The sequence below is a fragment of the Halomonas sp. TP35 genome (assembly GCF_052375975.1).
GTDB lineage: Bacteria > Pseudomonadota > Gammaproteobacteria > Pseudomonadales > Halomonadaceae > Vreelandella > Vreelandella citrativorans.
Map to the genome: position 1 here is coordinate 16571 of NZ_JBQSUZ010000005.1, position 13341 is coordinate 29911.

General features: G+C 51.8%; 10 protein-coding genes. 2 read left to right on the forward strand and 8 right to left on the reverse strand.

All coding sequences use genetic code 11. From position 1 onward, the window contains the following. Nucleotides 1–256 precede the first annotated feature (256 nt). The 7 genes from nqrF to ACT3RU_RS07935 all read right to left on the reverse strand — a co-directional run bounded on the left by nqrF (nucleotide 257) and on the right by ACT3RU_RS07935 (nucleotide 8016). Nucleotides 257–1489, reverse strand: coding sequence for an NADH:ubiquinone reductase (Na(+)-transporting) subunit F (gene nqrF / locus ACT3RU_RS07905; RefSeq protein WP_172118386.1), 1233 nt, complete (start codon nucleotides 1487–1489; stop codon nucleotides 257–259). 71 nt (nucleotides 1490–1560) lie between these two features. Beyond that, a complete protein-coding gene (gene nqrE / locus ACT3RU_RS07910; protein ID WP_087107500.1) occupies nucleotides 1561–2178 on the reverse strand; it encodes an NADH:ubiquinone reductase (Na(+)-transporting) subunit E in 618 nt (205 codons plus the stop codon). A 1-nt stretch (nucleotide 2179) separates the two neighbouring features. After that, complete coding sequence (locus tag ACT3RU_RS07915) at nucleotides 2180–2848, reverse strand: NADH:ubiquinone reductase (Na(+)-transporting) subunit D (RefSeq protein ID WP_087107502.1); 669 nt, start codon at nucleotides 2846–2848, stop codon at nucleotides 2180–2182. A 2-nt stretch (nucleotides 2849–2850) separates the two neighbouring features. Further along, a complete protein-coding gene (locus ACT3RU_RS07920) occupies nucleotides 2851–3669 on the reverse strand; it encodes a Na(+)-translocating NADH-quinone reductase subunit C (RefSeq protein ID WP_087107504.1) in 819 nt (272 codons plus the stop codon). Next, nucleotides 3669–4892 carry an NADH:ubiquinone reductase (Na(+)-transporting) subunit B gene (locus ACT3RU_RS07925; RefSeq protein WP_087107506.1) on the reverse strand — a complete coding sequence of 408 codons (1224 nt, stop codon included), beginning with the start codon at nucleotides 4890–4892 and terminating at the stop codon, nucleotides 3669–3671. Before ACT3RU_RS07925 ends, ACT3RU_RS07920 begins: the two co-directional genes overlap by 1 nt. A gap of 2 nt (nucleotides 4893–4894) precedes the next feature. Next, nucleotides 4895–6244, reverse strand: coding sequence for a Na(+)-translocating NADH-quinone reductase subunit A (locus tag ACT3RU_RS07930; protein ID WP_192528031.1), 1350 nt, complete (start codon nucleotides 6242–6244; stop codon nucleotides 4895–4897). Between the two features lie 311 nt (nucleotides 6245–6555). Next, nucleotides 6556–8016 carry a glyceraldehyde-3-phosphate dehydrogenase gene (locus ACT3RU_RS07935; RefSeq protein WP_087107510.1) on the reverse strand — a complete coding sequence of 487 codons (1461 nt, stop codon included), beginning with the start codon at nucleotides 8014–8016 and terminating at the stop codon, nucleotides 6556–6558. 241 nt (nucleotides 8017–8257) lie between these two features. Between ACT3RU_RS07935 and mfd the strand changes: the two genes are divergently transcribed. Together mfd and ACT3RU_RS07945 are read left to right on the forward strand one after the other, a co-directional pair. Next, entirely contained in the window at nucleotides 8258–11707 is a 3450-nt protein-coding gene (gene mfd, locus ACT3RU_RS07940) for a transcription-repair coupling factor (RefSeq protein WP_192528032.1), read from the forward strand. Between the two features lie 82 nt (nucleotides 11708–11789). Next, the gene (locus tag ACT3RU_RS07945; protein ID WP_192528033.1) at nucleotides 11790–12911 is read left to right on the forward strand and encodes a L,D-transpeptidase family protein; all 1122 of its coding nucleotides are present in this window, start codon (nucleotides 11790–11792) and stop codon (nucleotides 12909–12911) included. 100 nt (nucleotides 12912–13011) lie between these two features. Here ACT3RU_RS07945 and ACT3RU_RS07950 read toward each other — a convergent pair whose 3' ends face one another. Further along, nucleotides 13012–13275, reverse strand: coding sequence for an Lpp/OprI family alanine-zipper lipoprotein (locus ACT3RU_RS07950; protein WP_087107516.1), 264 nt, complete (start codon nucleotides 13273–13275; stop codon nucleotides 13012–13014). Nucleotides 13276–13341 lie beyond the last annotated feature (66 nt).

Consider the following 13341-nt stretch of genomic DNA (forward strand, 5'->3'; position numbering starts at 1 on the left):
TGCATTGCTATGGATGCACCACCTACCGACAACAGCTTAGGCAATTAGTGCCTTCCAGATACTTGCTATACCTTAATTGTACCTTAGCTGACACGTACTTATTAGCTGCCACGTACTTATAACTGCCAAGCACTTATTAAATGCTCAGCACCTATTAGCGAAGGTAGCGTAGGCTTGGGTCTATTCAAAACAAATGGGGCCAACCTTACGGCCAGCCCCAAATGTGCCCGAAGGCTACTTTCGATTACGTGAGCACTTACCCGCCGAAGTCATCCAGCATGATATTTTCAGGCTCAACCCCGAGATCAAGCAGCAGCTTAATCACGGAAGCATTCATCATGGGCGGCCCACACATGTAGTATTCACAATCTTCAGGCGCCGGATGGTCCTTCAGATAGTTTTCATACAGTACATTATGGATAAAGCCCGTCGGCCCTTCCCAATTATCTTCAGGCTGCGGATCAGAAAGCGCCAGATGCCATTCAAAATTCGGGAACTCTTCTGCCAACTGATCGTACTCTTCGTTGTAGAAGGTTTCACGCCAAGAGCGTGCACCGTACCAGAAAGACATTTTACGCTTAGACTTAAGACGCTTAAGCTGATCGAAGATATGGCTACGCATCGGCGCCATACCCGCACCACCACCGATAAAGATCATTTCGGCGTCGGTATCCTTGGCGAAGAACTCACCAAACGGACCCATTACGGTCACCTTGTCACCAGGTTTCAAGTTGAAGACGTAGGTAGACATTAGGCCCGGCGGATGACTGCTGCCTGGGGGCGGTGTAGCAATACGAATGTTGAACTTGAGGATACCCTTCTCTTCCGGGTAGTTCGCCATAGAGTAGGCGCGAATCACTTCCTCATTGTTCTTGTGGGCAACCTTGAAAATTCCAAACTTGTCCCAATCGCCGCGATACTCTTCCTCGATATCAAAATCGGAGAATTTAATATCGTAAGGCGGTGCAACCAGCTGAACATAACCACCCGCGCGGAAGGCAACTTCTTCGCCTTCAGGCAGTTTTAGGTTCAGCTCCTTGATGAAGGTCGCGACGTTAGGGTTAGCGATAACTTCGGTTTCCCACTTTTTAACGCCGAACACTTCCTCAGGTACTTCGATCTTCATGTCTTGCTTAACGGGCACCTGGCAAGAGAGCCGCCAGCCCTCTTTCTTTTCACGCATGGTGAAATGCGACTCTTCAGTCGGCAGAATGGAACCACCACCCTCTTCCACACGGCATTTACATTGGGCGCATGAACCACCGCCGCCACATGCCGAGGAGAGGAAAATACCATTTGCCGCCAAGGTGTTTAAAAGCTTACCACCGGCCTGAGTCGTCAAGGTGTGCTCAGGGTCGTGATTAACTTCAATCGTCACGTCCCCGCTACTCACAAGCTTGCTGCGCGCTGCCAGAATGATCGCCGTTAAGCTAATAACGATGATCGTGAACATGACAACACCGAGCAAGATGACAGATGTATCAACCATGTCGGTTTCCTATTGCTGAGGTTTCCTGTAACCCGGCAGCGCAGAACGCCGCCGGGAAAAACCGGCTCCGTTTAGAGCTGAATGCCCGAGAAGGACATAAAGCCCAACGACATCAGACCTACGGTGATGAAAGTAATACCCAGCCCTTGCAAGCCACCAGGCACATCGCTGTATTTCAGCCTTTCACGGATACCTGCCAAGGCCGTAATAGCCAACGCCCAACCAACACCGGATCCAAAACCATAAACGAGGGATTCACCGAAGTTGTAGTTACGCTCAACCATGAACAGCACGCCACCCAAGATGGCACAGTTGACGGTAATAAGCGGCAGGAATACGCCAAGCGCGTTGTACAGTGCAGGCACGTACTTATCCAAGAACATTTCAAGAATTTGCACTAGTGCTGCAATGACGCCGATATAGCTCAATAACCCAAGGAATGAGAGGTCAATATTCTCAGCACCGCTAATACCGGTCCAGGAAAGTGCACCTTGCGCAAGTAGAAGGTTGAATACCAGGTTATTAACAGGCACTGAAATAGTCAGGACTACAATAACCGCGATGCCCAGGCCAAACGCGGAGGAAACCTTCTTGGAGACCGCGAGAAAAGTACACATCCCCAGAAAGAATGCCAAGGCCAGGTTTTCAACAAAAACCGAAGCGACGAAAAGGCTTAAATAGTGTTCCATTTTACACAGCCTCCTGTGGCTTGGAGTTTTCCTTCATCTTGAACTCCGTCTCTTCTACCTGCCCTGGATCGATTGAGCGCATAACCCAAATCATCAGGCCGATAATAAAGAAGGCGGACGGAGGCAACAGCAGCAGACCGTTAGGCACATACCAGCCACCATCTTGAACGGTAGGCAGGATAGTAAAACCGAACACACTACCTGCACCCAATAGTTCACGGAAGAAGCCAACCACCAGCAACACGAACCCATAGCCCAAGCCATTCCCGATACCGTCCAGGAAAGACATGCCGGGGGTGTTGGACATGGCAAAGCCTTCCGCACGACCCATTACAATGCAGTTGGTAATGATCAGACCCACAAATACCGACAGCTGCTTGGACATTTCATAAGCATAGGCTTTGAGGATCTGGTCAACCACGATTACCAATGAAGCAATAATCGTCATCTGCACAATAATACGGATCGAAGAAGGAATATGATTCCGAATCAGTGATACGAAAAAGCTTGAGAGCGATGTGACGAAAATAACAGCTAACGCCATTACCAACGACACGCTCATGCTGGTCGTTACTGCCAGCGCAGAACAGATCCCCAATATCTGAAGTGCAATGGGGTTGTTCTGAAAAATAGGCGCTATTAAAACGCTTTTTGCATTTACGTCCGCCATGATTAAGCCCCCTCACCGTCTTCGAAGTCGGTATCGGTGTTATCGGCGTCTTCCAGCTCAGTACCACTGCGGAATTTCGCAAGGTATGGACCGAAACCTTCTTCGCTCAACCAAAACTGCAGCATGTTGGTCACACCATTACTGGTGAGCGTTGCACCGGATAACGCGTCTACTTCATTTTCACCACTAGCGCTTTTGCTCAGGCGGATGGCCGGTGAGAGGTCGCCCTCTTCATCGTAAATCTCTTTACCTTCCCACTGAGCCTGCCAACGTGGGTTGTTCACTTCACCGCCCAAGCCCGGCGTTTCACTGTGGTCATAGTAGGTAATACTGATAATAGTATTACCGTCACCTTCGATCGACAAAAAGCCCATCATCCGGCCCCACAGGCCTTGTCCACGAATCGGCAAAACGATTTGGTCTGGGTCGCCTGCATCACCGACCAGATAAACCGTCGCGTAATTTTCAACCCGAGAAAGCCCCGCAATGTCACGGTCTCCAGACAACGTGCGGCCGGTTGCCGGGTCACGCGCTGCTTCAAACCCATCAAAGGTTTCAGGGTCAAACTCATCGGTATACTCACCGGTTTCAAGTTCAACCACACGTGATGTGATTTGGGTCCGGAACGCTTCCTCGACATCCGTACCCGGCTCGTATAAACGCGCCACGTTAAGGATATTGGTTTTACGGTCTAATTCCTGGTTGAGCTGTTGAGCAGGGCGTAGCGCCACGGCGGCCGTCGAAACAATCACCGAACACACGATACACAATGAAAACGCTACAATCAGGACCTTCTTGATTGAGTTATTACCTTGTGCCATTAGGCAGTCTCCTCGGCCGGAACGCCAGTACGCTTGATACGGCGTTTTATATTGGCCTGGACGAAGAAGTGGTCAATCAATGGTGCAAACAGGTTAGCAAAGAGAATTGCCAACATGATGCCTTCGGGGAAGGCGGGGTTAACCACGCGAATCAGTACCGTCAGTACACCAATTAGCACACCAAATATCAAACGGCCCTGGGTCGTCATGGAAGCAGAGACGGGGTCAGTAGCCATAAAGACCATACCGAATGCAAACCCACCTATCACGAAGTGCCAATACCACGGCATGGCAAACATGGGGTTGGTATCGGAACCAATCAGATTAAACAACGTACTGGTGGCTACCATCCCAAGGAACACGCCAAGCATTATTCGCCACGAGGCAATACGCGTGTACAGCAGCACCAATGCCCCGACAAGGATCGCAAGCGTCGACACCTCGCCTACTGAGCCTGGAATAAAGCCAATAAAGGCATCCCACCAGCTAAACGCATTAGTGACTGCACCCATGCCGTCCTGGAACGCCATCGAAAGTACCGTTGCACCCGTATAACCATCAGCGGGCACCCAAATGGCGTCGCCGGAAATTTGCGCAGGATAGGCGAAGTAGAGGAAGGCACGACCAGTAAGCGCCGGGTTCAGGAAGTTTTTGCCAGTACCGCCAAAAATTTCCTTACCGATCACGACACCAAAGGTGATACCCAGCGCTACCTGCCAAAGCGGAATAGTTGCCGGAAGAATCAGCGCAAATAGCACCGAAGTAACGAAGAAACCTTCATTAACTTCATGGCCACGCTTGATGGCAAACAGCACTTCCCAGAAACCACCAATGGCAAAAGTGACCAGGTAGATAGGCAGGAAGTACGTGGCGCCAAGAACAAAGTTGGACCATAAACTACCCGCATCATGCCCGCCAGCCAATGTCATCAGGATCGCTTCACGCCAGCCACCCATGGAGGCATAGCCTGCATCAATAGCCACGTTGGCTTGCCAACCCGCGTTCCACATACCAAAGAACATTGCCGGGAAAGTACACAGCCAAACGGTGATCATAATGCGCTTCAGGTCGATACCATCGCGCACGAACGACGTTGTTTTGGCAACGCTTGGGGGCGAGTAGAAAATCGTATCTACGGCTTCATAAAGCGGGTAGAACTTTTCGTACTTACCGCCTTTATGGAAATGCGGCTCGATATTATCGAGTGTTTGTCGAATACCCATTATCAGGCCTCTTTCTCGATCATGGCGAGGTTGTCACGCAGGATAGGGCCATACTCATATTTGCCGGGGCAAACGTATGTGCACAGCGCCAGGTCCTCTTCGTCTAGCTCAAGACATCCAAGTTGCATGGCAACTTCAATGTCACCCACGATCAGCGAGCGCAGCAGCTGAGTCGGCATGATATCCAGCGGCATTACCGTCTCGTAAGTACCAATCGGTACCATGGCACGTTCAGAGCCATTGGTCGACGTGGTAGGCGCGTAGTTACGCAGGCCTTTAATACGCGAGAGGTAAATACCCAGAATCGAGTGACGATCGGCCCCAAGAGAAAGCCAGCCTAACAAGGCACGCTTGTTGCCCTCTTCAAGCAAGCTAATCTGATTGCTGAAACGCCCCAGGTAGGTCAGGTGTCCTTCCGCCGAGAAGCCCGAAAAAACCGAACCAGAAATTACTCGGGTGTCATCAGGTTTGATGACTTCGCCTGCCAAAAACTCTTGGGTACTTGCTCCCAAGCGGGTACGCAGAAGACGAGGTTTTTCAGCGCGTGGGCCGCCAACAGCGACAACACGAGTTGTATGCAGTTTGCCTTCGGCAAAGAGCTTACCAAACGCGATCACATCCTGATAACCGATATGCCAGACTTGTCTGTGCAGCGCGACTGGCGAAAGATAATGGATATGCGTACCCACCAGACCCGCAGGATGCGGACCGGCAAAACTTTCGGTTTTCACACCGTCAACATCCCCGCCAGGGATATTGGCATCAGCCCCCGTGCACAGAAAAACGTTGCCCTCGGTCAGGCGTGTTAGCACCTTGAGGCCGTCTTCAAATGCCTGGGTTTCTTCATTGATGACAATTGCTGGATCAGCGCTTAACGGGTGGGTATCCACGGCCGTTACAAAGATATCAGCAGGAATGCTATCAATAGCTGGCGTGCGAGAGAAAGGACGTGTACGCAATGCTGTCCAAAGCCCCGACTCAACGAGCTGGTCAACGACCAACTGTCGATCAAGCTGCACTAAAGAAGCGCGATCATGGGAAGCAAATGCCATCGCTTCTTCATTCTCGTCAACTTTAATAACTACAGACAGCAGGCGACGCTTTTCGCCACGGTTAATGGATACTACTTCACCACTTGCTGGTGCCGTAAAACGCACACCCTCAATTTTTTTATCGGTAAAGAGCAGTTGGCCCAGTTTGACCTTATCCCCTTCCTGAACTTCCATGGTTGGCTTCATGCCAACGTAGTCAGTGCCCAGGATTGCCACGTAACGCACAGGCTGCGCATCTTCAATACGCTGCTCGGGCGCTCCCGTGATGGGGAGATCCAGGCCTTTTTTGACTTCGATCATAGTCTCGCCCAGTTGATGGATCGGATATACGAAGGTAAGGGGTTCGAATGCTTATTTTCTGTTCAGTGAATTGTTGTTTTCTGTCAGATCGTTACCAGTCAGGCCCAAGCACGCTTGAACCACCCCGAAAAATCTACAGCATTATAAAGATAAGCGCGGCCAATGACCACATCCCTGATGCCCACAAAAAGTGTTACATGCCATCCATTCCAATTGATTTTACAATTAAAAACGCCACCCGAAGGTGGCGTTAAGCAATCCAGACGTGATGAAAAAAGCTATTCCGCAGCTAATTCACCGGCATAGAGGCACTATGCGTGGCGTGGCAGTTTTAAAAACTGTACGTTCGACATTTGCTGCAGGATACGAATAACCTGGCAGCTGTAACCAAACTCATTGTCGTACCATACGTACACAACCACGTGATTACCGTTAGCAATCGTTGCTTTTGCGTCCACGATGCCAGCATGGCGGTTGCCCACGAAGTCCGATGAAACCACCTCAGCAGAGTCCACATAATCAATCTGCTTCTGATAAGACGAATCAATGGACATACGGCGCAAATAATCATTCAGCGCGGCTGCGTCGGTTGGTTTATCTAACGTCAGGTTCAAAATGGCCATGGAGACATTCGGCGTCGGCACGCGAATCGCATTGCCCGTTAGCTTACCTTCCAATTCAGGTAGCGCTTTTGCTGCTGCTTTGGCCGCACCCGTTTCGGTTAATACCATGTTAAGCGCCGCACTGCGGCCACGACGATCACCCTTATGATAGTTATCAATCAGGTTCTGGTCGTTGGTGTAAGCATGAACAGTTTCCACATGACCGGTGGCGACCCCGTACTGATCATTGAGCACCTTTAGAACGGGCACAATGGCATTGGTGGTACAGGAAGCCGCCGATACAATACGGTCATTCTCACCAATGGTCGCGTGGTTAACACCGTAAACGATATTTTTAATATCGCCCTTACCTGGCGCCGTTAATAGCGCCTTGGCCGCGCCTTTACACTCCAGGTGTTGGCCCAAACCAGCCTCATCGCGCCAAATGCCGGTATTATCAACAATGACCGCGTTTTTGATGCCATAAGTGGTGTAATCGATTTCGCTGGGTGAGTCAGCGTAAATAACCTGAACCACATTGCCATTTACAGTAAGCGTACGCGCTTCGGCATCAACAGAAATAGTGCCTTCAAACGGGCCATGCACCGAGTCACGACGCAGTAAGCTGGCACGCTTTTCAAGGTCTTTACCCACATCGCCACGCCCACGCACCACAATCGCGCGCAAACGCAACAGGTTTCCGCCACCGGCTTTTTCAACCAGCACGCGCGCCAGCAGACGACCAATGCGCCCAAAACCGTAAAGTACAACGTCCTGCGGCTCGCCTTTACTGGCTCCCGGCTGATAACCGCCAATAATATCCTGCAGTTCGTTATGCAAGAATGCGCTTAAATCACCACCGCCCTGCTTTTTAAACATGACCGCCAGCTTACCCACATCAACATGAGCAGGCCCCAGATTAAGCGCGCTCATCGCTTCAACGATGGGGAAGGTGTCCTCAACCGACAGTTCTGTTCCTTCAATTTTGCGCACAAACCGATGATCTTTCAGGATACGAATAACGGACTGGTTGATCAGCGAGCGCCCATACATGGTAGCCACAACATTGTTATGCCGATAAAGGCGCCCAACAAGCGGGATCATCTGTTCGGCCAGAGCCTGGTTGTTCTGCCATTCCTCAAAAACGTTTTCGAGAGCTTGCTGACTCACATGCGGCCTCATTGGGTAATGATAAGGTAGTGATAAAAGGTTTCAGGCGCATTATCCCGGCCTTATTAGCTACTCGCAATGGAAGGATGGTCGCACACGTTGTAGGGGTATTACAGGAATAGAGGTTTGACTACAAACACAAAATAGGCTCTCACACTAACAGTAATGTTTTGGCCCTCTAACTGAAAGAGGCGATCGTGTATGATCCAGTATCCGTTTCAGCGCAAAATGATACCTGACTATGCCTTCATTCTCTCTGCTCGAACCGCCTCAGCCACACGGGGCTCGCGACACGCTTTTCTGGACAGCGCCCCCGGGTAGTGCGTCTGCACTGGCGTTAGCCCAGGTAGCTTCTAGCGCCCCGCTGCTGGTAATTACACCCAACACGGCCAGCACTCAACGCCTGGAACAAGACCTGGCGTTCTACAGCGATGTCCCAGTACTGCCATTCCCTGATTGGGAAACCCTCCCCTACGACAGTTTTTCTCCGCATCAGGATATCGTCTCGGCCCGCTTGCGCACGTTACGCCAGCTACAAGACGGTGTTCGCGGCATTGTATTGGTGCCTATTAATACATTAATGCAGCGCCTTCCCCCGGTCTCGTATATCGCGGGGCGTGTAATGACGCTGAACGCGGGCGCCAAGCTTAACCGGGATACCTTTAGGGAGTCGCTTACGCGGGCAGGGTATCGCGCCGTTGAAACCGTGTACGAGCCTGGCGAATACGCCATACGCGGCGCACTAATTGATCTTTTTGCGATGGGGATGGATGAGCCGATTCGTATCGACTTATTTGATGATGAGATCGACACACTTCGTCATTTTGACCCTGGCAGTCAACGCTCAACGGGCAAGGTAGACACGCTGGAACTACTTCCTGCCCATGAGTACTCGCTTAGCCGCAGCGCAATCGCCTGCTTTCGCGAGCAGTTTGAAACCCTGTTCGATGTCGACCCTCGTCAGTGTCCGCTCTATAACGACGCTCTTAAAGCCATACCTTCGCCCGGGCTTGAGCACTATTTGCCGCTATTTTTTGACGAAACGGCGTCTTTGTTTGATCACGTAACCGATGATACGCGGGTGGCGCTGCTACCCGGCGTTTTCCAAGCCGCCGAACAGCACTGGCAATCCATTGAAGCGCGCTACATCAATCTGGGCGTTGACCCTACCCGCCCACTACTGCCGCCTCGCCGGGCATTTTTCCCGGTTAGCGATGTATTTTCGGCGATCAAATCACGCCCTCGTATTGAACTCACTGAAGACGAAGCGCATCGTCATGCCTTAATGCCGGAAGCAAAAGCGCTCCCGCCGCTGGCCATTAATGCACGAGCCAAACAGCCACTGAGCGAACTGGAACGTTTTTTAAATAGCGAACCTGATACGCGGATACTGTTTGTCGCTGAATCACGCGGGCGTCGCGAAGCATTAGAGGAAGTGCTTGCACCTCTACCCCTATCACTGCCTTATGTTGATAGCTTTCAGTCATTTCTTAAAAGCCAACACCCCTTCGCGATTACGGAAAGCTTGGTAGATAGCGGCTTATGGCTTACTGACCCCAGCCTTGCCATTATTAGCGAAACGGAACTGTTCGGCGAAGTCGTTCGCCAAAGCCGACGGCGTGAAAAAGCCACTGATGATAATGAATTAGCGGTTCGCCACCTTTCGGAACTACGCGAAGGGGCACCCGTTGTTCATCAGGCGCATGGGGTAGGACGCTACCTGGGGCTAGAAACCCTCGCGGCTGGCGGGCAAGCCAACGAATTCTTAGCCCTCTCTTACGCCGATGGCGCCAAGCTTTATGTACCCGTTGACAGTCTTCACCTTATTTCACGCTACAGCGGCGCTGATGATGAGCTGGCACCGCTGCATAAGCTGGGTTCTGATCAGTGGGAAAAGGCGCGCCGTAAAGCGGCCGAAAAGATTCGCGATACTGCCGCTGAATTGCTGGATGTTTACGCAAGACGAGAAGCCCAGCAAGGGGTTGTCTATGAAGCACCAGGCGATGAGTACGTGCGCTTTGCCGCCAGTTTTCCGTTTGAAGAAACGCCCGACCAACAAGCGGCTATTGAAGCCGTCATTGAGGATATGGTTTCTCCGCAGCCCATGGACCGTGTGGTATGCGGTGATGTTGGGTTTGGTAAAACCGAAGTGGCCATGCGCGCCGCGTTTTTGGCCGTGCAGTCAGGTCGCCAGGTCGTCGTTCTCGTACCGACCACGCTGCTCGCTCGCCAGCACTTTGAAAACTTCCGTGACCGCTTTGCCGATACGGCCGTCAATATCCGTTTGATCTCGCGCTTCACGGCGGGCAAAGAGATGACCCAGACGCTCGAAAGCATCAAAAACGGTCAAACCGATATCGTGATTGGCACCCATAAGTTGCTCTCCAAAAGTGTTGAGCTACCTCAGATGGGCCTGCTAATTATCGACGAAGAGCACCGCTTTGGCGTTGCGCAAAAAGAAAAGCTTAAAACCCTGCGTGCAGAGATTGATATTCTCACCCTCACCGCCACCCCCATCCCACGCACACTCAATATGGCAATGAGCGGTATTCGGGATCTTTCTATTATTGCGACACCGCCCGCTCGCCGCTTGTCAGTTAAGACGTTTGTACAGCAGCGTGATAACAGCATTATCAAAGAAGCCCTGCTACGGGAAATACTTCGCGGCGGTCAGGTCTACTTCCTTCACAACGAAGTAAAGACGATTGAAAACGCAGCTCAACAGATCCGCGAGCTGGTGCCAGAAGCTCGCGTCGCCGTGGCGCATGGCCAGCTCCCTGAACGCAGCCTTGAACGCGTAATGTCGGACTTTTACCATCGCCGTTTTAATGTCTTGGTATGCTCAACAATCATTGAAACCGGCATTGACGTACCCAGCGCCAATACCATTCTCATAGAACGAGCCGATAAGTTTGGCCTGGCGCAGCTGCACCAACTACGGGGGCGCGTAGGCCGCAGCCACCACCAGGCCTATGCTTACCTGCTTACGCCTCCCCCCAAGGCCATCACGCGCGATGCGGTTAAACGCCTTGAGGCTATAAGCGCCTCTGATGACCTTGGCGCTGGGTTTACTCTGGCAAGCCACGACATGGAAATTCGTGGCGCAGGTGAGCTACTAGGAGATGAACAAAGCGGCCAAATGGAAACCATTGGCTATACTCTTTATATGGAAATGCTGGATAGAGCAGTGAAAGCAATCCGCGCTGGCAAAACACCTAATATTGAGGCGCCCTTCAATACCGGCGTAGAAATTAGCTTGAACCTGCCCGCACTGATTCCAGATGACTATATTCATGATGTACAGCAGCGGCTTGTTATGTATAAGCGCATTGCCAATACACAAAGCGATAGTGAGCTTAAAGAACTACAGGTCGAGCTCATTGACCGCTTCGGCCTACTGCCACAGCCGCTGAAGAACCTGATACGTCAAACAAAGCTACGCCAACGCGCAGAGCAGCTAGGCATTAGCCGTATTGAAGCAGGCGAAAGCCGTGGCCGGGTGCTGTTTGATGGCACAACGAAGGTCGACCCACTCACCCTGGTTACGTTGATTCAAACATCGCCCAAGCACTATCGCCTGGATGGTGCAGACACCTTGCGGTTTGAATTTACAATGGAAAACAGCAATCAGCGTTTCGAGCAAGTTGAAGCACTTATAACGACCCTTAATCAAAAAGTAGCGGCGGCGTGAACCTTGGGGCAAACTGACGGCAAGCAACCATTGTTTGCCCGTTTACGCGTACTAGCAGTGCACTAACTTATTAGGAAAGACCATGAACATTCGTCACAAATTCAACCTTTGGGGTCCTACCAGCCTGGCAGTATTGTTGGCAGCCTCCCTTACTGGCCCTGCTTATGCGCAAACCGCATCTGAACAAGCAGAAAATGCGCCCGCGATCGCCGATGAATCCGTGGCAAGCGCTGAGCAGATTACCGACGCGCGTGAACTACCCCGCGGGCATTTTCGGCTCCCTGACCAAGGCGACATTATCGGTGAGTCGTATACCATCACGGTTGACGACCCCGCTGAGACTCTCATAGATATCGCTCGTCGTCATAATATCGGCTACGAAGAAATCCGCATGGCCAACCCCGGTGTCAGCATGTGGGTGCCTGGCGAAGGAACGGAAATCGTTATTCCCGCCCAATATATTTTACCGCCTGCACCACGTGAAGGGGTTGTTGTTAACCTTTCCGAGCTGCGCCTGTATTACTACCCTGCCGACAACCCGGGCATCGTTGAAACGTATCCGGTGAGCGTGGGCCGTGAAGAGTTTGCAACCCCCGTTGGCATTACACGCACGACCATTAAAGTAAAAGATCCGGCGTGGGCTCCTCCTGCCTCCATGCGTCGTGAAGCGGCCGCTCGCGGCGAGCCAGCGCCCTCCGTAGTGCCTGCTGGGCCGAACAACCCTTTGGGCGAACATGCCATCCTGCTTGCTATGCCGAGCTACCTGATTCATGGCACCAACCGCCCTGATGGCGTTGGCATGCGCGCCAGCCGCGGCTGCATTCGTATGTACCCTGAAGACATTAAGTCACTCTACGAGCGCCTGCCAAGCGGTACGCAAGTAAACTTGATGGATGCGCCTTTTAAAGCTGGCTGGGCAGCTGATGGCACGCTGTTCGTGCAGTCCTACCCGCAGCTTGAAGAGAACGTGGGTGACTTTGAACCGCTCCTGGATGCCATTGATCGCGTTGATGCGCTAACTGAAGACCAGGTAGCTGTCGACTATGCAAAAGTAAAAAGCGCCGTAGAATCACCTAACGGCCGTTTTGTAGCCCTTTATGGCCCTCAGGCACAGCCAACCGTAGAAGAGGAGCCTGCCAGCCGTAACAGCCTGCTTGAGGAGGTAGAACTTAGCCACCGACAAATGACTGAAGAAGATGCTTAACCTAAAATAGACAAGCAATAAAAAAACCCCGCCGAGGCGGGGTTTTTTTACATCTTCAGCAACCGCTGAGTCAAACATCAACCCAGTGGTCCAAGCAGAATTACTTCTGCATGGAGCGCTGGAACATGCGGTTCATTTCTTCACGGTTTTGCTCAGTCATCTGCAGTGCAGCATTCGCGTCACGCTGTGCCTGGTTTGCAGTGTTCAGAGCTTGTGAAGCCATGCTGCGTGCTTCTGCGGCATCAGCCTGTGCAGATTCAGCAGTCATGCGAACTTCTTCCAGAGCGCTGGTAGAAGCACAGCCAGCCAGGATTGCCAGAGAAGCGGCAGCGGCGGTCATTTTCAGAGTCGTTTTCAAAGTCATAATGTTCTCCTTGAGTCTTCCTTGGGTACAACGTTAAGGGTATGACAAACCTAGGCTAATTGCTTA